Below are 20,214 nucleotides of genomic sequence, written 5' to 3'. Positions count from 1 at the left end.
AAAGCGGCATTCACTATTCTTGTGAAAACCACAATACCGATCACAAAGCACACGCCACTTCATTCTTTGCCCAACTGCAATTTCTGCAAAAAATTGCCATTTTATTTGCAAACGATTGCAAAACAGTTAACGTTATAGAAACAAATACAGGAATCAATGCGAGGGAAAGCTATGCAGCAAGATCACTTAGAATTTGGTGAAGAGGCCAGAAAGCGTCTGCTTGTTGGCGCCAACCTTTTAGCGGATGCGGTAAAAGTCACCCTCGGCCCAAAGGGCAGAAATGTCGTGATGCGGAATTTTGATCAACCACCCATCATCACAAAAGACGGTGTTTCCGTTGCCCGAAAAGTGGCCATTAAAGGGCAAATGGAAGAAATGGGGGCATCACTGATCAGGGCTGTCGCATCGAAGGCTAACGACGAGGCAGGCGATGGCACGACCACGTCAACAGTGATTGCGCAAGCTATCCTCAACCAAGGATTCAAAGCGCAAGCCGCAAACTACAACATTATTGACATCAAACACGGTATCGAGCGCACTATTCAAGCCGCCGTTGCTGCTTTGAAAGAGCAGGCCGTTGCTTGCAACCAAGATGCAGATATTGAACATGTCGCCACGATTTCTGCCAATAACGACACCAGTATTGGGAAGATCGTGGCAGAAGCCATTCGCGCTGTGGGTGAACATGGGGTTGTTACCATTGAAGAAGGCAAAGGCTTTGATACCGAATTGCACGTGGTGAAAGGCATGCAATTTGATCGTGGTTACATCTCTCCGCACTTCGTCAATGTCAGAGGGAAAATGCGGGTAGAACACACGATGCCGATGATTTTGTTGGTTGATGGCAAGCTTAGTCAATTTGAGCAAGTGGTTCCGGCTATGGAGCTCGCCGCCAAACTAAAACGCCCACTGTTTGTTATGGCTGAAGAGGTTGAAGGCGAAGCGCTTTCTACTTTAGTGGTCAACCATATGCGAAAAACACTGGATGTGGTCGCCACACGCACCCCGGGATTTGGACCCCGTCGCCAAGCCATACTGCATGACATCGCCGCATTGACGGGAGCCACTGTGATGTCTGCTGAAACGGGGCATGACGTCAGTCAAATCAGCGAACACGACTTTGGTCACGTGGAAAAAATCGAACTCACTAAGAATGCCTTCACCCTCATAAAAGGGCTTGGCACGGAAGCAAGAATTGCAGATCGCATTGCCCAAATTAATGCCGAGATCGCCAGTTCAGATTCTGAGTATGACACTCAAAAAATGACCGAGCGACGCGCCAGACTGTCCGGTGGTATTGCGCTTATTGAAGTCGGGGCTGCGACCGAAACTGAAGTGAAAGAGAAAAAAGCACGCGTAGAAGATGCCCTACATGCAACGCGTGCAGCCATCGAAGAAGGCATCGTTCCTGGTGGTGGCATTGCCCTGCTCCGTGTATGCGAAAACATGTCCTTGCCGACTACCAACAATGATGATGAAAAAGCGGGCATGCAAATCGCGCTTGATGCGATGAAATCACCGTTTAAGCAAATAGTAAAAAATGCAGGACTCGATGCCGGCGTTTATCTCGAAAAAGTCAGCCATCAGTCCTTCGATTTTGGTTTTAATGCCGCCAATGGTCAATTTGGTTCGATGCTGGAAATGGGCGTCATAGATCCCGCGAAAGTGACACGTTTATCGCTTCAAACTGCCAGTTCGATCGCCGCACTCATGCTCACCACCGAGGCGTTAGTCGGAGACACGGATCCAGATTACGTCCCTTCTCACCACCATGAGCATTGATATACCCGAGCAAACTGAAGATGCAGGATTCAGGATGTTTGGGTACAGATTGTTTGGTTACAGGTTGTTTGGGTATATAACGTCAGACGATTGAAAACAAAGGGAGCGGCTGCTCCCTTTTGTTTTTCTGATGTGCCTGCTGATGTTTTTACTGATATGTTTACTGAAAAAACATCCTTTCAAACGATCCTACAAACACAACCTACCCAGCACTGGTTGAGCTCAACTTAAAGCTCTCCCTGCCAATCATGAGATTCGATCATCGATTTCACTTTCTGCAAAAAGGCACCGGAATAAGCACCATCAACAGCCCGATGATCGAACGATTGAACGAGCATCCCGACACTGCTGATCCCTAGCGTTTCTCTACCATTGGCGTTCACTACCGTGGGTTTTCGAGCGATGCTATCGATAGACAATATCGCGATTTCAGGGTGATTAATAATCGGCGTCGTAAACACAGTGCCAGCAGCGCCATTGTTGGAAAGCGTATACGTGCCACCTGACATTTCATCAAGTGTTAAACGGTTTTCTCGCGCTTTTGTTGCAAGCTCAGCGATGCGCCTTGCTAACCCAGACACATTCATCGTATCGGCATCTTTGATTACCGGCACGACCAGACCTTGGTGATTAAGATCCACCGCGATGCCTAAGTGAACAGCAGCACTTAGCACCAATTTATCTTCTCCTACTTGACCATTGAGATTTGGATACGCCTGTAATGCCTTTACCACTGCCCTCGCAATAAACGCGAGCGGCGTCAGACTGCAACCGTAACGCTGTTTGAACGCCACTTTGTGTGTCTGCCTAACGTCCTCAACGGCATCAAAGTTGATTTCCATACCCTGAGCAACGTGAACGGCATGCTGCACCGATGAAGTCATCTGACGGGCAATTTGTTTGCGCATAAAAGTAAACGGTACGGCTTCCCCTTGAATAGAGAGTGGCGTCGATGAAACCGGATTTGTCTGATTGGTCAGCGGTGCGCGTGGATTGGCTGCAACACCACCATCAAGATAAGACAAGACATCTGACTCGGTAATACGCCCGTGCCTGCCCGTTCCCTCAAGGTGATTGATGTCTACATCATGCTCGGTGACCAAACGACGCACAGACGGAGACAACTGTGCCAGCGCGTGATCTTCTAACGCCAAGGCTTCTTCATCTCGAACAGGCGAACGCCATGCAGACACTTGCTCAATATGTGCCTGCATATCCCGTTTGGTGATACGCCCATTTTTACCACTCCCTGTGAGCGAGGACATATCGATAGGATGCTTGGCGGCGAGATATTTCACTGCTGGCGAAAACAAACCATTCCCGCCTTTTAAGTGGGGTTTGGATTGGTTTGGCACAGCCTTGGCTTCATTCGACGACGCGGGTTTAGATACTTCCGTCTCTGCAGATGCAGAGAGGTTTGAATGATCTGAACTCGCAACAGCTAACTGTTCACCCACAACCGCTATTACGGCAACGGGCTCACCCACCGGAACCACTTCACCAACGGCAGCGATGATTTTGGTCAACACCCCGTTTTCCATAGCAGGTACTTCCATCGCCACTTTGTCCGTCGAAATCTCGAACAATGCATCGCCTTTTTTGACTTCGTCGCCTTCGGCTTTATGCCACAAAAGGATTTCTCCCTCAGCAACCGTCTCCCCCAATTGGGGCATAATGATATCCATGTCTGCCTCTTACCTACTGGGAGTCACTCGGCCAATCAAGACCGATGTACTGAGTTTCAGTGAATTCCGCAATGCCAACATAACCACCTTCACGGCCTAGGCCGCTTTGCTTCATGCCGCCAAATGGCGCGGCGGGATCAGATATCACCCCTTTATTGATGCCCACCACCCCCGCTTCTAGCTGCTTCGCAACGGAAACCGCATGAATTGCATCGGATGACATCACATACGCCGCCAAACCAAAGATGGTGTTGTTGGCCGCAGCGATTGCCGCCTGTTCATCATCAAACGGGATGATCACCGCCACAGGGCCAAAAATTTCGGTATGGAGAATGTCGGCATTGTCGGTAAGGTCTTTCAATACCGTTGGTGGGTAAAAATATCCCGCGCCATCCGGCAACACGCCGCCAGTGAGCAATTTCGCCCCTTTCTGTACGGCGTCGTCCACCAGCGAAGCGACTTTTTGTTGGGTGGTACGATTGACCATAGGCCCGATATCGACACCCTCAAGTGTGCCATCGCCCATTTTCAATGCAGCCATTTTAGACGCCAATGCATCACTAAACGCATCATAGTGCTGACGCGCTACGTAAATGCGATTTGCGGCAATGCAGGACTCCCCCGCGTTTCGAATTTTAGCCACTAAGGTTTGCTCAACCGCCGTATCAAAATCGGCGTCGTCTAGCACCAAAAGAGGCGCATTTCCGCCAAGCTCCATCGAACTATTGACCACACGTTCAGCAGCGTTATGCAGCAATACACGCCCCACTTCCGTTGAGCCGGTAAACGACACTTTCCGCACACGATCATCCGCGAACATCACCTCAGAAATCGTGCGCGCACTCAAAGAAGGCAGCACCGAAATTACATCATCTGGCACACCAGCTTCTGTGAGTAATTCAGCAACATACAAGGCGGTAAGTGGCGTTTCTGTGGCGGGTTTCAAGATCACTGAACAACCTGCGGCAAGTGCCGGGGCAATTTTCCGTGTTGCCATGGCGGCAGGGAAATTCCAAGGCGTCACAAGATACGCAATACCAACGGGTTGATGCGTCACCATGATGGCTTTATCACCGTTGGGCGCAGTCGATAATGCATCATTCATTTGGACCGATTGATCGGCAAACCAGCGGAAGAATTCTGACGCGTAATTCACTTCACCTCTGGCTTCATTCAGCGTTTTTCCTTCTTCGAGCGTAATGATCCGAGCAATGGTTTCTTTTCGTTCTTGCATCAGATGAAAAGCACGACGAAGTACTTCTGAGCGATGGCGTGGTGAGGTTTTTCGCCATGTCGAAAATCCTCGGCTAGCGGCTTCAATGGCATCTTGTGCATCTTGTGCGTCCGCGCTCGCAATCGTAGTCAATTGCGATTCATCAGCAGGGTTGTAGACGGGAATAGTGGCCCGCCCTTGATGTCGCCATTCCCCGCCTATTTTCAACCCTGTGGGAATTGTAATGTTATCGACGATCATATCTGCACCACCTCGCGCACTTCTTCCACGATGCGTGCCACCGACGGGATGACATGGTCTTCCAAGTTGTCTGCGGCGGGCAATGGGATATGCGGCGTGGTGATCCGCGTTGGAGGAGCATCAAGTTCAAAGAAGCACTCTCTGCCAATAATGGAGACGATTTCAGCCCCCCAGCCACATAGCTGGGGGTTTTCTTCCACCGTCACTAGCCTAGACGTTCTTGCGACATCTTCTAATAGCGTTTTCGTATCAAGCGGCACCAAACAGCGCAAATCTATCACCGAGCAATCGATACCTTCTTGCGACAAAATTTCGGCGGCTTTTTGTGCCCTAGGCACCATGGCAGCCAACGCCACAATCGTGACATCATTGCCTTTGCGAAGCACATTTGCCTCACCCAGATTCACCACATGATCGCCATCCGGCACTTCACCTTTCATGGCATATAGCGATTTGTGTTCAAACACGATGACGGGGTCTGGGTCGCGAACCGCAGCCGCGATCAACCCTTTTGCGTCAGCAGGGTTAGACGGCGCAACCACTTTGATGCCGGGGATCATCATCGCCCAGTTTTCAACACTCTGAGAGTGCTGTGCACCAAAGCGAGAGCCCGCACCATTGGCTGTTCTGATCACCAAAGGCATCGACACCTGACCGGCTGTCATGTATCGCGCTTTCGGTATTTCATTGGCGACAAAGTCCCAACATACCGCGAGAAAATCAGAGAACATGATTTCGGCAATGGGTTTCAACCCTGTCATGGCAGCGCCCATTGCGGCGCCAAGAATGGCTTGTTCTGATATCGGCGTATCTCGTACTCTCAGTGGACCAAATTCTTCAAACAACCCAACGGTGGCTTTGAATACGCCACCTGCAGCAGCAACGTCTTCTCCAAGAAACACGACATCGTCGTCTCGGCGAAGCTCTTGAGCAATGCCTGCTGACACTGCTTCGCGATAACTCATTAGTTGCGCCATGCGTACCCTCCGTTGGCCCATACGTCTTCAAAACATAAAGATTCATCTGGCGCGGGCGACACTTTGGCTGCCTCGGTTGCCCTATCAATTTCCCCTTCTACGTCGCTTTCTATGTCCAATAACCGTGATTCCTCAACCCCTTCATCTGCAAGACGAGACCGGTAAAGAGGAATGGGATCATAAGCAAGCCAACGTGCCACCTCTTCAGCGGGGCGATACTTGCCAGGATCGGCGCGAGAGTGTCCTTGGTGGCGATATGTTTTCGCTTCAATCAATGAAGGACCATCGCCGCTGCGCGCTTTTTCAATCGCTTTAGAGGCGACCTCATACATAGCATCTGCATCGTTGCCATCAACAATAATGCTATCAAGCCCATAAGCACTGGCGCGATCTGCTGCTGGGTGTTCAACCGCCGTGACGTTGCCAATCGGCGTGTATTCCATGTAGAGGTTGTTCTCGCAGACAAAGACAACGGGAAGGTTCCAAATTACGGCGAAGTTAAGCGCTTCATGAAACGCACCGATATTGGTGGTGCCATCACCAAAGAACACAACCGTCACTTCACCCGTATTTTTGTATTGGCTTTTCCATGCACTGCCGTTCGCAATACACAATTGGGCACCAATAATCGCATAGGAACCCATAGCGCCATGCTCTACGCTGGTTAAGTGCATCGAACCACCTTTACCACGCAAGATGCCACAATCACGCCCCATCAACTCACCAAATAAACCCGTCATATCCGCGCCGCGAACCAAGGTATGCGTGTGTCCACGATAGGTGCAGAAGGTGTAATCGCCTTGTCGCATTGCAACGCCAAATGCTGCGGCAACCGCTTCTTGCCCCATCGCAAGATGATTGGTTCCCTTGACGAGGTTTTGAAGAAAGAGATCAGAGGCGCGTTGCTCAAACCCTCTCGCCCGCAACATGGTGCGATAGAGCGACAACCGTGTCTCCAGACTGTTTTCTGACATAGCCTGTTCCTTTTGAATGATGCTTGGGTGTGCCCAACGGTGCTATGCGCCATTGAACAAAAGATCTAACGTTTAAATTAGGTATGGATTCTTTATCCAAGACAGAGGCTTCGACATGCAGTGCGCCTACATGAGAAGCCGATAACGCAGGAGAAAGGAGCCACAGCCGCTGTCAAATCAGTATTTGTTGGCGATAAAGAGCTCTTGTGCCGGAAACAACGTAATGATTTCGCATCCGTCGGCAGTAACAACCACTTCTTCTTCAATACGAGCTGCACCATTACCATCGGCAGATGGGCAATAGGTTTCTAGGGCGAACACCATGCCTTCTTGCAGTTCAAACGGGTTATCCATTGATACAAGACGGCTGATGATAGGACGCTCATGCAATGCCAGCCCCAGACCATGGCCGAATTGCAAGCCAAACGCCTCCATTTCACTGGCAAAACCAAACTGTTCTGCTTTCGGCCAAACGGCCGCAATTTTGTCTGTGGTCATGCCAGGACGAATAAGATCTATGGCTGCATCAATCCATTCACGGGCTTGTTTATAGGCATCTTGCTGTGCCTGACTCGCACTGCCTACGTTCAGGGTGCGGTAGTAACACGTTCGGTAACCCATAAACGAATGAATGATGTCAAAGAAGGCCTGATCACCCGGGCGGTACATGCGGTCCGTGAAATTATGGGGATGTGGGCTACCACGTTCGCCAGACACGGCATTAATGGCCTCAACGTCGTCCGAGCCATTGTCATAGAGGAATTTATTCGCGTCGGCGACACTTTCGTTCTCACGTTTACCTGGCTTGAGATTTTCAGCCAACTGGTGATATGCGCCATCAACCATGGCTGCCGCCATATTGAGCAGCACCACTTCATCCATGGATTTGATTTGTCGCGCTTCCAACATGATCTGTTGGCAATCACGCACTTCAATACCTTCTGCCTGCAGCGCTTCCAACATGGGAGGCTCACAAACATCGATACCCAATGGCATATCCGCAACGCCCTCTTCGACCAACAGCGCTTTGATGTCTTTGGCTGCATTTTTGAAAAGACCCGCCTCTTTTGCCACTGAACCTCGAAGACCCAACATGCCAGCCTTAAAGTGCTCAGGTGCAATCAACCCTTGATAGAGTTGATGATGCTTTGCCGCCGAGCCAAAATCCCACAGATAGGGGTCTGAGTTGCCAGTGAACAGGGTGTAGCGAGCAATTTTGTCACGAGCCCATTCACCGATCACGGTACTGGTGAGGTAACGGATATTGTTGTTATCGAAACACAAGACCGCCCCTAACCCAGAGGTTTTCAATGTTTCCCTAGCACGCCCTACTCGATAGCGATGCAAACGATTGAAGTCCACCCGCTGTTCAAAATCGACACTCATTCTCCCCGGCGCAGGAATACGCTTAGACCAGTCCCAACCTGGTTCAATGTCGGATTCTCTGATGATTTCTGGTTCCGTGGGTTTCACAATACTCATAGCAGCAACCACTCCATTTATTGCAAACGTTTGCATTAATTACGCAAATAATAGGTGACTGATTGTTGTGCAGAAAAACACGGGGCTTGTGCACGAACAAAAAACCACCAACTTGCAAACGATTGCAGCACATAGTAACTTAGCTGTCAATGCAACGGTTGAGAGAATGTTAACGAAAAGTTGCCTTGTCTGATTTGTGAAAGGCACATTCGTTTTAGGGAATGGTTTTGGATAACAATAAAAATAAACGCATTACTGTCAAAGACGTAGCAGCCGCTTTGGGTATCAGCCCTTCAACTGTATCTCGTGCGCTAAGTCCAGAAAAACAACATTTAGTCTCTGATCGTGTCATCGATATGGTTGAGAAAAAAAGCGAAGAAATGGGATATACCGCCAATCCTATGGCGACAGCACTCAAACGTGGTGCCACAAAAACCATCGGTATGATGATCCCTGACATCCTCAACCCCATTTTCCCGCCTTTGGTTCATGAAATTCAGCAACTTACCAATAAACTAGGTTACACACTCACCCTTGCTTATACCGAAAATAATCAGGCGCTTGCGCTTGAAGAAGTCAAAAGGCTCATTGCTCGGAATGTAGACGGCATTATTCTCGCGTCCGCGTTTCGTAATGACCCTACCGTTGATTACTGTCTCGATCACGGAAAGCCCTTGGTACAAGTAAATCGTGTTATCGATAAATTGGCATCTGATCAGGTGTTGGTTGATGACAGAGAAGGTATCTACCAACTTTTTGAACACTTATACCAACTCGGGCATCGCCATATTGCTCATATTGCTGGCCCCAATGACATTTCCAGTGGGTTAAGCCGCCGGCATGCTTTCATCTCTATCGCCGATATGTTCGATGTCGCCCCAGATCATGCACCAGTGATCCCCGCTAGCGCATTTAGCGAACTCGCAGGTAAAGAAGCGACCAAAACCCTTTTAAAAGAACACCCTGAAGTAACCGCGGTGATTGCCGCCAATGATTTGCTGGCATTGGGCTGTATCGAAGAATTGGAAGCGGTAGGCAAAACCATCCCTAACGATATTTCCGTGACGGGCTTTAATGACATGCCCTACTTAGATTGGTTCCGTATTCCTCTCACCACCGTTTCACTGCCGCAAACACAACTTGGTGATCAGTCAGTACGAATGTTACTGAGTCAAATCCGTAAAGACAGTGACAGCAATTTCCCTAGAAAGGTACTGCTTCAGCCTCAGTTAGTTGTTCGTAAATCAACCGACAAGCCTCGTAGTTAATCATTAACGCGTAAACCACCAGCGCCATCGTTCCCTGCGATGGCTCATTGCCATAGTTTTTATTGGCATAGCTCATTGCCATAGCTCTCTGCGATATCAAATAGATAAATAGGTATCGCAGCGATTCCATCAACCATGCCCTGTTATCCCAAGATCTGCATCTAACATGCAAAAAGCCCCCGCCACCCCATAATTGCAACATATATCACCAATATGATGATTTAAATCAATATTTATAACTAAGAAATTTTGTAATTTCCCAGCATGGAATGATATTGATTCTTGTTTATGCACGATGCATTGACATATTTAGGGAATAACATGGAAAACACTCGTTACCTCACTAGCCAAAATGGCGCACCTGTCGCCGATGATCAAAATTCTCTGACTGCCGGAGAGCGCGGGCCAGTATTACTGCAAGATTGGCACCTGATTGAAAAACTCGCCCACTTTAACCGAGAGCGCATTCCTGAGCGTATCGTTCACGCAAAAGGGACTGGCGCATACGGCACATTCACGTTGACGCGTGATATGTCTGAGTTCACCCTCGCCGACCACTTCAATGGCGAAGGTAAACAGACGGAAACGTTCGTTCGTTTTTCAACGGTGGGCGGCGAGATGGGGTCGGCAGATGCAGAGCGTGACCCACGCGGTTTTGGTCTACGTTTCTACACGCAACGCGGTAACCACGACATTGTTGGCAATAACACACCAACATTTTTCCTGCGTGACGGTATCAAGTTCCCTGATTTCATACACACCCAGAAACGTAACCCTCACACGAACCTGAAAGATGCTCAGGCTATGTGGGAGTTCTGGTCACTAAACCCAGAATGTATGCACCAAGTGACGGTGCTAATGTCTGATCGCGGCATTCCTGCAAACTATCGCCAAATGCATGGTTACGGTTCGCACACATACTCACTATGGAACAAGCAGGGTGAGCGTTTTTGGGTGAAGTTTCACTTTAAGAGCCAACAAGGTGTGGTGAATCTAACCAATGACCAAGCGGCGACGCTGCGTGGCATTGATCCAGATTCAAGCCAACGTGATCTTGTTATCGCCATTCAAGACGGCAACTTCCCTCGTTGGAGCGTGAACGTTCAAATCATGCCAGAAGACGATGCGAACACGTACCACATCAACCCATTCGATCTCACAAAGGTATGGCCGCACAGCGATTACCCGTTGATTGAAATTGGTGAGCTAGAACTGAACCGTTTACCAGAAAATTATTTTGCTGAAGTTGAACAAGTGGCGCTAGCACCAAGCAACTTGGTTCCGGGTGTGGGTGCGTCTCCAGACAAAATGCTGCAGGCACGCTTGTTTGCTTATGCGGATGCACAACGTTACCGCTTAGGCGCTAACTACAACCATCTACCTGTGAACTGCCCGCACGCGACTCAGGCAAACCATTACCAACGCGCTGGCGCAATGGCGGGAACACAGTGCCCTTACTCTGGCCATCAGACTGGGCAAAATGCATCGCCAAACTTTGGCCCTAACCAACAAGATGATTTGGTTGAAGCGATTGAGTTCAAAGAGCCGCCACTTCGCTTAGACGGCGAAGCCGATCGTTACAGCCGCTACGATCAAGATGACTTTGCCCAAGCAGGTAACCTGTATCGCTTGTTCAGCGACGAGGAAAAGGCGCGTCTGATTGAAACCATCTGTGGTTCTCTGTCACAAGCTTCTGAAGATGTTCAGCGCAAAATGGTTGAACACTTTAGCCATGCAGATGCCGACTACGGCCAACGCATCGCGAATACCTTAGGCTTGTAAACGCCCTGTCGCCTTGTAGGTTTCTAACAAAAAAACGCCGCTAATCAGCGGCGTTTTTATTTGGGCAGAACGACTAATTAGTTCGTTTCAGTCGTAGGCAAAACGCATTTCAATATGTCGGCCAAAGTCACCACGCCAAGCATCTTCTCGCCTTTGCTCACAACAGCTAACTGAACACTCGCTTCACGCATACGCGCCAGTGCTTCGTAAACGGGTGTGTTTGCATCAAGCACATAGGCCTTACGCGCCACTTCTCTTGCTGGTCTGTCTTCCGGCTCCAGCAAGGTATCACGCACGTGAACAACCAGCGGTTTCAAGCCACGCTTTCCGTAAACCAGAATACGCAGGTGACCCGTCGCCATCGCAGCTGCGCGCACGTCAGCAACGGTTGCAAGTTTATCAACATGCGCCATGACCTGCCCTTCTGTCACCAAGGTTTCAACCGGAATTGAACTCAGATCGATAAGGCCAGACAGTTGTTTCTGGATGTTTGGTTTCAGCGTACCCACTTTGCCCGAATGCTCAACGAGTTGGCGAATGGTACTCACATCCTGGCCACCAACAGCGGCACTCTCAACAGGTTCAACGCCAGACGCTTTCACCAGTCGGTTTGCAATGCTGTTGATCCAGTTTAATAACGGACGCAGCGGCCAAACGTAAGCGCGAGCAACGATACCAATGGCAAGCGCAGACTTTTCTGGGTGTGCAATCGACCAAGATTTTGGTGCCATTTCACCCACCACAAGGTGAAGGAAAGTGACAACAAACAACGCGAAACCAAAGGATGCTCCGCCAGCTGCCCATTCAGGCATACCCATAGCAAGAAACACTGGGCCGACCCAAAGGTCAACCGCGGGCTTGGTAATCGCACCCAACGCAAAGGTACAGAACGTAATACCCAACTGGGCACCAGCTAGCATCAGCGTAAGATCGTTCATGCCGCGCAATGCAGCACGCGCAGAAGCGCTCTCAACCGCCATTTCTTCTAGGCGGTGACGACGGGCACCCATCAAGGCAAACTCGATGATAACGAAAAAGCCACTCAATACGATGAGGGCTGTGGTCACTAAGGTGACAATCAACGGATCAGTCATCATTCTTCGCCCTCCTCAACCAGCTTCTCTACTAGCTTTACACGGACCTCTGTCGGTACGTGTCGCTCGATGCGCAATACTTCTACTTCAAGATGGCGCTTGAAGAGCTCGCCAGATGCGAACTCAGACGGGTCGACAGGGAGTTCGATGTTAACGGTCTCGCCCTCGGCAGGCAGTGCACCACGTTCGGCAATCAAGATACCTGCGATGGTTTCAACATCGCCTCTCGGTAGATCATAACCAATGGCACGTTCTACCTCGTCGATGTGGACATCACCTTCCATTAACCAGACATTCTCGCTTTCAGACACAACAGCTTCGCCAGCGTCTGCGTCATGCTCGTCGGTAATTTCGCCAACAATTTCCATCGCCAAATCTTCAATCGTCAGAACACCCGCAAAGCCGCCGTATTCATCGATAACACAAGCGAGTTGATTGGTAGAGGTGACCAATTGATCCAGTGCGTCAGGCAGGCGCATCAAGGTTGGTAGAACAGTTGCAGGACGCATCACCGCCTCAACGGTATCTTCGGCATTGCCCGCACCCATATGAGCCAGCACATCGGAAAGATGCACCACACCAACAGGGGCATCATCGTCGTTGATTACCGGATAACGCGTGTGCGCTTGTGCCATCAATGACAGAAGCTCGGTCAGCGTGGTTTCAGGCTCAACCCAATCCACTTGCGAGCGCGGCACCATGGCATGCTCTACATCGCGCTCAGGGAAATCTAGAATGCGATCCATCATCAGTGACAACTCCACAGGCAAGTCGCCGCTTTCACGCGAGTTCGCGATGATATGGTGTAAATCTTCCTCTGATGCGCTCACATCAAGATCGTGCACCGGTTCGATGCGAACAGCACGCAGCAGAAGGTTAGAAGATTTATCAAAGAAGCTGATGATCCAGCCAAAAGCTGACATGTAAATCAATGTCGAACGCGACATCATGCGTGACATAGGTTCAGCGTTCGCAATCGCAAGATTCTTAGGATATAGCTCACCAAAAATCATTTGAACGACCATCGCCACACCAAGCGTGGCAATCGTACCAATAGCAATGCCGGCTTCTAACGACAGTCCAAAGCTTTGCAAGATCACGCCCATAGATTGACCAACAAGCGGCTCAGCAACAAAGCCAAGTACAAGGCCTGTCACTGTGATGCCAAGCTGCGCACCGGAAAGCATGAAGCTGGTGCGTTTGGTAACAGCTAACGCGCGTTTTGCGGCTTCATCGCCGGTAGCGGCTAACGTAGCGAGCTTTGCTCTGTCTACTGCCATGTACGCGAATTCTTGCGCAACGAAATAACCGTTTGCTGCAATAATCGCCAAGATAAGAAGAATGCCAAATAACAGGGTTAGAAAGGGCTCAATCATTTTAGTGCTCTCCCTTGATAACAAACGACCAAGTACGGTTTACACAATTGATTCGAGGAGGGGTCCACGCAGTATTCCTAATGTAATAACAGGATGCGCAGTATATTTCCGCCGAAACACAAGAGTCTAGACAATTATCGCATGACTCAGTGTTAATACATGGAGACAACAGGGTAACCCACTGCGATCAAGCCCTGAAATTACAGGACATTCACAGCATGAATGACGATTTTTCAGCGGTTTGGGGACATCTAATTTCGTTACCGTCGGTTACAATATAACGGCATTCAACGTGTGGTTTTTGTTCAAAGAGACGCTGGCAGCAAGCGTTAAGGCAATGACAAGACGATAACAAGGCAGTTTTTTATCGATTGAAACCCCGAATCAACAGCCGCTGACTGCTTCATGTCTTCATTTGTCCGGTTTGATTGGAGAAAGGTTTGGCCGAGTTCCCTCAGCCAAGTACTTACCCTTGATTTATTTTATGAGTTTCTTCGCTTTGTGCCGCTGACTTCGCGAGATGTGATTACACATAATCTTGGTATTTTTCGAGGAAACGAACAGGGGTAGAAAGCGCATCACGGCGGAACGGGTCTCCCAGCTCCTGAGTACACATGATTTCAATCACCGTGGTTTTCCCTTCGTTCATTTGCTTGTCTATAGCGGTTTTTAACGCTGGGCCAACATCTTCAAGCCGATCAACAGTGACACCTTCTGCACCCATGGCACGCGCAATCTCTGCGAAGCTTTCGTTATCCAACTCACCGGCAACAAAGCGACGGTTGTAGAAATCAACTTGGTTCTTTTTCTCTGCCCCCCACTGTCGATTATGGAAAACCACTGCCGTCACAGGAATGTTATGTCGAACGCAGGTCATGGTTTCAGCAAGGCTCATTCCCCAAGCGCCATCGCCTGCATAAGAAACGGCAGGTCTCTCAGGCGCAGCCATCTTCGCGCCAATAATGGTTGGGAAAGCGTAACCGCAGTTACCAAAACTCATTGCTGCGAAGAAACTACGGGGCTTTTCAAATCTTAAATAGCTGTTGGAAATAGAGTTAATGTTGCCAATATCGGTAGATACCATGACATCTTCAGGCATCGCTTTTTCAAGCTCGCGAAGGACTTGTCTTGGGTGGAGGTATTCGCCACCAGAAAATGGCGTTTCTTTTCCATTGTGTTCAATCATGTCTAGGCTGAAAGCGTCTTTTTCATGTGTCCACTCATCCAGCTCTTTTTCCCACGCGTCTTTTTCTTGTTTCATGATGCTCGTGCGTTCGTCGAGATTGCCATCACATGCCAGCTCGCGACCGCTTAAGCGCTCGGTCAATGCCACGGCGGCGGCTTTTGCGTCTCCACAGATGCCGACAGAAATTTTCTTCACCAGCCCCAGCATTTTATTGTCAGCATCAATTTGGATGATTTTGGCATGCTGCGGCCAGTAATCGAGACCATGTTGTGGCAAGGTGCCAAATGGCCCGAGGCGTGATCCCAGCGCAATCACAACGTCTGCTTGCGCAATCAACTTCATCGCCGCTTTGGAACCTTGGTAACCCAGTGGCCCACACCATTGTGGGTGTGAAGCAGGGAAAGAATCATTATGCAGGTAGCTGTTTACTACTGGTGCGCCTAATCGCTCTGCCAACGCTTTACACTCTTCAACGGCGTCAGCCATCACCACGCCGCCACCAGAAATGATCACAGGAAACTTGGCTTCTGCGAGAATATCAGCGGCTTCATTCAGGCTTTTTTCACCGCCAGGGCCGCGGTCTAAACGGGCAGGTTTTGGAATTTCACAGGTGATCTCGCCATAAAAGTAATCGCGGGGAATATTTAGCTGAGTTGGACCCATTTCACTCATCGCCCTGTCGAAGCAACGTCCGGTGTACTCGGCCATTCTCGCTGGGTGAGTCACGTGTCCTTGGTATTTGGTGAATTCTTGGAACATCGGGAGTTGGTTACATTCTTGAAAACCTCCCAGCCCCATCGTCATGGTGCCTGTTTCTGGTGTAATCATCACTACCGGACTGTGCGCCCAGTAAGCCGCCGCAATCGCGGTGACACAGTTACTGATCCCTGGGCCATTCTGGCCAATCACCACCCCGTGATTTCCGGATACACGTGAGTAGCCATCTGCCATGTGCGCTGCACCCTGCTCGTGCACCACTGGGATCATCTGAATCCCCGCAGGCGCAAAGATATCCATCGCATCCATGAACGCAGAACCCATGATGCCAAACATCGTTGTGACGTTGTTTGCGACCAGTGTTTCCACAAATGCTTCTGATGGCGTCATCTTAGTTGGACCTTCAACAACAGTGCGCACCGACGATTCGCTCATAACGTTCTCCTTGCTAAATTTCATAATATGGAATTAAATGTTTCGTTATACGGAATTTACAATTTAGTTAATGCCATGTTTCCGTATCGGTCAATGCATAATTCAAATAACGGAATATAAATTATCGAAAGTCTCACCACCGAGAAATGGCATCGTTGGTGAAGCAGGAAGCACAAAAGCTTGCTGAAAGGCTTAGTGAAGGAGGAGCAATGGAGACCACAATGTTACAAGGACCTGACATTCAGGTATCTGCCAAGGAAGTATTCGGGATCGATACGCGTTTACTTGTCCCTGCGTTTTCCAGCGCCAGTGAGTTAGTACCCAAGATTGATCCTGACTATGTGTTCAACCCAGAAGTGACCATGGCTATCCTCGCGGGCTTCACTTACAACCGAAGAACACTGGTTCAAGGACTTCACGGCACAGGCAAATCTACCCACATCGAACAAGTGGCTGCCCGTCTTAACTGGCCTTGTATGAGGATTAACTTGGATGGACATATCAGCCGATTGGATTTGGTCGGGAAAGACACCTTAGTCATTAGGAATGAAAAACAGGTCACTGAATTTCAGGATGGCATTCTGCCTTGGTCAGCAAGCCGCCCCATTGCACTGATCCTCGATGAGTATGATGCGGGAAGGCCAGACGTGATGTTTGTGATTCAGCGCTTGCTTGAAAAAGATGGAAAGCTGGTCATGACAGACAAAAACCGAGTGATCGAACCGCATCCCTCATTTCGCCTTTTTGCAACCGCCAACACAGTCGGCTTAGGGAATTTGCAGGGGTTGTATTATGGCACCCAGATATTAAATCAGGCGCAAATCGACCGCTGGAACCTCGTCGTGACACTCAATTACCTTGAACCAGAGGCAGAAGCCAAGATTGTGTTGGCGCGTGTTCCCACCAAAAATACTGAGCACGGGCGAAAGCTCGTGGCGCAAATGGTCGAAGTCGCTAACCTCACACGTCAAGCGTTCAAAACGGGTGACACCTCAACATTAATGTCTCCGCGCACCGTGATCACATGGGCGGAGAATTGCGAGATCTTCACGGACCCTAAGGTTGCCTTTCGCCTCACTTTCCTCAACAAATGCGATGAAGCGGAATGGCCATTAATCAACGAACTTTATCAACGTTGTTTCAATGAAGAGGTCGAGGATAACGAAGCCATGGATAACGAGGTCGAGGATGACGAAGCCCTAGATGAAAAAGCCTTGAATCAAAACATCTCACCAACAGGCATTGAAAGATGAGCAGCACACAGCATACCGAGCCGCTGCGATTTACCCGCGCCCAACAACGCAGGCGAGAGCTCACGCTGGCCACCATTCGCTCAGAGACGGGAAACCCTCGCCTCACACTTCGTGGAGAGCAACTTTACGAAGGGGCTGTGTTCATCCCTATATCTGCTTCTCACCTTCAGGCACAGGATTTTAGCCATGATACGCGCGCAATACGCGGTCGCGCCGATGCCATTTCCGCACGCCTATTGTTCAGTGATGCAGAGATTCATCAATCAATAATGCCCGCCGATCCTGTCGCTAGAATGTTATTCGATCTGCTGGAACAATTCCGCACTGAAGCCTTGTTCAGCGATGGCCTACAGCTGGGAACCCGGCAAAATATTCGTCATCGATTTGATGCGTGGAGTAGGCTGGCATTGCATACGAGCCTCATGGAGTCAAAACTCGGTATCTTGCTGTTCACCGTGATACAAATGGTTCGATCACGCCTTTTTTCACTGCCTATCGACCCTGAAATTGAAGACCTAATTGAAGCGACCCGTGCCGGTATTGCACCTCATGTAGGCAACGAGCTATACGGGCTTCGTCGAAGCAAGGATGATCAAAAAGACTATGGGCGGCATGCATTATCACTGGCCGAAAAAGTGGCCAAAATGGTCAGTGAATGCGAGCAAAATGACGACGATGATGAGAGAACACATCAAATACTCAGCGCATTTCCGCTATTACTCAGCACAGACATTGATACAGACAATACCTACTCTTCAGCCACAGGAGGAAACAGCAAATCTTTTGAAGCACACCATCATCAGTATCACGTGTTTAGTCGCGAGTTTGATTCCGAAATCGATGCCTGTTCATTAGTCAGGAGCGCCCAGCTTGCTGATTTTCGCTCAATCCTTGATAAACGCTTTAATCATTTAGGACTTAATCTTCGTGAAATTTCCAGACGGCTGTTGCTTGTTTTAAACCAAGAAGTCCGCGATGGGTGGAGATTTGAGGAGGAAGAAGGATACATCGACGGCAGTCGCCTTTCACAAGTTGTTTCTTCCCCAATGAATAGACGCGTATTTATCAAAGAACGCGTGATAGACAAACCGGATGGTGCAGTATCAATACTGATTGACTGCTCGGGTTCCATGAGACAACACATAGAAAATATCATCCATCTGGTGGATGGGCTCGTCAGAGCGCTCGGTATTGGTGGAGTGCCAACTGAAGTACTGGGATATACAACCCACGCGTGGAATGGCGGAAAGCCTTATAAGCAATGGCTTAAGACGGGCAGACAAGTCATGCCAGGAAGAATGAATGAAGTTTGCCATTTGATTTTTAAAGATGCCGACACGCATTGGCGTCAAGGCTCTAAAAACCTTAGTGCACTCATGAAGGGAGACATTTTCCGAGAGGGCGTTGATGGTGAAGCCATTGAATGGGCATGTTCAAGACTGCGCCAATTGGATGTATCTAAACATCTGTTACTGGTGATATCTGATGGTAGCCCCATGGATACGGCAACTAACCTGACGAATGATGATTTCTATTTGGACAACCACCTCAGGCAGGTTATCGCACAAAGGGAAAAACAAGGTGACATCATTGCTGCTATCGGTGTTGGTGCTGACCTCAGCCGCTTCTACCCTAAAAACTTAACGCTAAATGTCGATTTCGAGCCAGATAGCGCAACGTTTAACGATGTGATCATGCACATTGCCGCATCAGTTAGAGAGACACTGGTAAAACGGCGGCACTCACAACGGTAAGTTAGCCAGCAAGTGCTTACGTGGCCAATGGCAGGCATGGCAACAGATTTCACTTTCTAAGATGATTTGTTGTCATTTTCCGAAACTCTGATATACATGGCAGGTATGGAGGAAAGGATAACCATGACAAACAGCAAAAAATCCGATCTGACCGTTTTAGACGGTGACACACCAACCCTGCGGCTATTCTCTTTACTGGAAATCATCGCAAGAAAAGATGAATTCTTCTCATTGCAGGATCTCACCGAAGAAACCAACATTCCCAAGCCTTCACTGCATCGAATGCTTCAACAACTTGAAAGCGCAGGTATCATCCAGCGTGACGGCGATGAGCGCCATTATGGAAGCGGCGCAAGATTGCGTCATCTGGCGGAAGATGTGTTGTTGAATTCAACCACTCATAGCGCTAGACACCAAGTGTTAAACCAATTGCGCGATGAAGTCGGAGAAAGCTGTAACCTCACCTCATTGTCTGGTGGTGAAGTCATTTACGTCGACCGTGTAGAAACAGAAGCACCGTTACGTTTCCATTTGCACCCGGGTTCTAAAGTGCCAGTGCACTGCTCAGCAACAGGTAAATTGTTTCTAGCAAATATGGCCCCTTCCCAGCGCCGTAGACTTCTCAGTAACGCCGAACTGACAGCCTTCACAGAGAAAACAATCATTGATATGCCCTCTCTGGAGAAGGAATTAGAAAACGTCAAAATGTGCGGTTACGGAATCGACAATGAAGAATTCCTACCTGGATTATTGTGCGTAGCCGTTCTGGTGCCGTCTAAACGCGGAAGATCAAACCTCGCGGTGGCTATTCAGGCTCCCATCATGCGTCTAAAAGCCGAACAGGCCTTGCATTTCTTACCTGCTCTGCAAAGAGCGTCTTTGGCATTCGCAAAGATAGAAGATGAAAGCTGGGGCGATGACTGATAGCGCTTCTGGGGCAGAAGAAGCAAGTAAGATGCAAAAATCGCTTCGAAC

At 49.3% G+C, this 20,214-nt stretch carries 14 protein-coding genes; 6 read left to right on the top strand and 8 right to left on the bottom strand.

Annotated elements, in window-relative coordinates; genetic code table 11:
• Nucleotides 1-171: 171 nt before the first annotated feature.
• Nucleotides 172-1,782: a chaperonin GroEL gene (gene groL, locus Q365_RS25365; RefSeq protein WP_081796126.1), complete on the top strand. Its 1,611-nt coding sequence runs from the start codon at nt 172-174 to the stop codon at nt 1,780-1,782.
• 227 nt (nt 1,783-2,009) lie between these two features.
• On the opposite strand, the gene Q365_RS0103670 is transcribed toward groL, so the two are convergent.
• The 5 genes from Q365_RS0103670 to Q365_RS0103650 form a co-directional block, all read right to left on the bottom strand.
• On the bottom strand, nt 2,010-3,467 hold the full coding sequence (locus Q365_RS0103670) for a 2-oxo acid dehydrogenase subunit E2 (protein ID WP_028022073.1): 1,458 nt from the start codon (nt 3,465-3,467) through the stop codon (nt 2,010-2,012).
• A 13-nt stretch (nt 3,468-3,480) separates the two neighbouring features.
• On the bottom strand, nt 3,481-4,941 hold the full coding sequence (locus tag Q365_RS0103665; protein WP_028022072.1) for an NAD-dependent succinate-semialdehyde dehydrogenase: 1,461 nt from the start codon (nt 4,939-4,941) through the stop codon (nt 3,481-3,483).
• Nucleotides 4,938-5,918, bottom strand: coding sequence for an alpha-ketoacid dehydrogenase subunit beta (locus tag Q365_RS0103660; RefSeq protein ID WP_028022071.1), 981 nt, complete (start codon nt 5,916-5,918; stop codon nt 4,938-4,940). The genes Q365_RS0103665 and Q365_RS0103660 overlap by 4 nt, the downstream gene beginning before the upstream one ends.
• Nucleotides 5,906-6,892 (bottom strand): thiamine pyrophosphate-dependent dehydrogenase E1 component subunit alpha, encoded by a 987-nt coding sequence (locus Q365_RS0103655; RefSeq protein WP_028022070.1) that lies wholly within the window; start codon nt 6,890-6,892, stop codon nt 5,906-5,908. Before Q365_RS0103655 ends, Q365_RS0103660 begins: the two co-directional genes overlap by 13 nt.
• Nucleotides 6,893-7,069: 177 nt before the next feature.
• Nucleotides 7,070-8,374: a M24 family metallopeptidase gene (locus Q365_RS0103650; RefSeq protein WP_028022069.1), complete on the bottom strand. Its 1,305-nt coding sequence runs from the start codon at nt 8,372-8,374 to the stop codon at nt 7,070-7,072.
• Nucleotides 8,375-8,601: 227 nt separating this feature from the next.
• On the opposite strand from Q365_RS0103650, the gene Q365_RS0103645 reads away from it, so the two are divergent.
• The gene (locus tag Q365_RS0103645; RefSeq protein ID WP_162176366.1) at nt 8,602-9,642 is read left to right on the top strand and encodes a LacI family DNA-binding transcriptional regulator; all 1,041 of its coding nucleotides are present in this window, start codon (nt 8,602-8,604) and stop codon (nt 9,640-9,642) included.
• Between the two features lie 321 nt (nt 9,643-9,963).
• Nucleotides 9,964-11,424, top strand: a complete 1,461-nt coding sequence (gene katB, locus Q365_RS0103640; RefSeq protein ID WP_028022067.1) for a catalase KatB — start codon at nt 9,964-9,966, stop codon at nt 11,422-11,424.
• Nucleotides 11,425-11,501: 77 nt separating this feature from the next.
• Here the strand turns inward: katB and Q365_RS0103635 are convergent, their stop codons facing one another.
• From Q365_RS0103635 to xsc, 3 genes are all read right to left on the bottom strand, one after another.
• Complete coding sequence (locus Q365_RS0103635) at nt 11,502-12,518, bottom strand: CNNM domain-containing protein (protein ID WP_028022066.1); 1,017 nt, start codon at nt 12,516-12,518, stop codon at nt 11,502-11,504.
• A complete protein-coding gene (locus Q365_RS0103630; protein ID WP_028022065.1) occupies nt 12,518-13,894 on the bottom strand; it encodes a hemolysin family protein in 1,377 nt (458 codons plus the stop codon). The genes Q365_RS0103635 and Q365_RS0103630 overlap by 1 nt, the downstream gene beginning before the upstream one ends.
• A gap of 526 nt (nt 13,895-14,420) precedes the next feature.
• Entirely contained in the window at nt 14,421-16,232 is a 1,812-nt protein-coding gene (gene xsc / locus Q365_RS0103625; RefSeq protein WP_028022064.1) for a sulfoacetaldehyde acetyltransferase, read from the bottom strand.
• 209 nt (nt 16,233-16,441) lie between these two features.
• Between xsc and Q365_RS25360 the strand changes: the two genes are divergently transcribed.
• From Q365_RS25360 to Q365_RS0103610, 3 genes are all read left to right on the top strand, one after another.
• The gene (locus Q365_RS25360) at nt 16,442-17,485 is read left to right on the top strand and encodes an AAA family ATPase (RefSeq protein WP_245621483.1); all 1,044 of its coding nucleotides are present in this window, start codon (nt 16,442-16,444) and stop codon (nt 17,483-17,485) included.
• Nucleotides 17,482-19,239: a cobaltochelatase CobT-related protein gene (locus Q365_RS0103615; RefSeq protein WP_028022063.1), complete on the top strand. Its 1,758-nt coding sequence runs from the start codon at nt 17,482-17,484 to the stop codon at nt 19,237-19,239. The genes Q365_RS25360 and Q365_RS0103615 overlap by 4 nt, the downstream gene beginning before the upstream one ends.
• Before the next feature lie 123 nt (nt 19,240-19,362).
• Nucleotides 19,363-20,163 carry an IclR family transcriptional regulator gene (locus Q365_RS0103610; protein ID WP_028022062.1) on the top strand — a complete coding sequence of 267 codons (801 nt, stop codon included), beginning with the start codon at nt 19,363-19,365 and terminating at the stop codon, nt 20,161-20,163.
• Nucleotides 20,164-20,214 lie beyond the last annotated feature (51 nt).

Origin of the sequence: Enterovibrio calviensis DSM 14347 (assembly GCF_000621165.1) — a bacterium.
GTDB lineage: Bacteria > Pseudomonadota > Gammaproteobacteria > Enterobacterales > Vibrionaceae > Enterovibrio > Enterovibrio calviensis.
Note: the sequence above shows the minus strand (reverse complement) of the source record. Positions and strands in the feature narration are given on the sequence as shown.

Coding starts and splice junctions, on each gene's coding strand:
- xsc (WP_028022064.1), bottom strand. CDS start 16,232: ATGAGCGAATCGTCGGTGCGCACTGTTGTTGAAGGTCCAACTAAGATG.
- groL (WP_081796126.1), top strand. CDS start 172: ATGCAGCAAGATCACTTAGAATTTGGTGAAGAGGCCAGAAAGCGTCTG.
- Q365_RS0103660 (WP_028022071.1), bottom strand. CDS start 5,918: ATGGCGCAACTAATGAGTTATCGCGAAGCAGTGTCAGCAGGCATTGCT.
- Q365_RS0103655 (WP_028022070.1), bottom strand. CDS start 6,892: ATGTCAGAAAACAGTCTGGAGACACGGTTGTCGCTCTATCGCACCATG.
- Q365_RS0103630 (WP_028022065.1), bottom strand. CDS start 13,894: ATGATTGAGCCCTTTCTAACCCTGTTATTTGGCATTCTTCTTATCTTG.
- Q365_RS0103665 (WP_028022072.1), bottom strand. CDS start 4,941: ATGATCGTCGATAACATTACAATTCCCACAGGGTTGAAAATAGGCGGG.
- Q365_RS0103615 (WP_028022063.1), top strand. CDS start 17,482: ATGAGCAGCACACAGCATACCGAGCCGCTGCGATTTACCCGCGCCCAA.
- Q365_RS0103610 (WP_028022062.1), top strand. CDS start 19,363: ATGACAAACAGCAAAAAATCCGATCTGACCGTTTTAGACGGTGACACA.
- Q365_RS0103670 (WP_028022073.1), bottom strand. CDS start 3,467: ATGGATATCATTATGCCCCAATTGGGGGAGACGGTTGCTGAGGGAGAA.
- Q365_RS0103635 (WP_028022066.1), bottom strand. CDS start 12,518: ATGACTGATCCGTTGATTGTCACCTTAGTGACCACAGCCCTCATCGTA.
- Q365_RS25360 (WP_245621483.1), top strand. CDS start 16,442: ATGGAGACCACAATGTTACAAGGACCTGACATTCAGGTATCTGCCAAG.
- Q365_RS0103650 (WP_028022069.1), bottom strand. CDS start 8,374: ATGAGTATTGTGAAACCCACGGAACCAGAAATCATCAGAGAATCCGAC.
- katB (WP_028022067.1), top strand. CDS start 9,964: ATGGAAAACACTCGTTACCTCACTAGCCAAAATGGCGCACCTGTCGCC.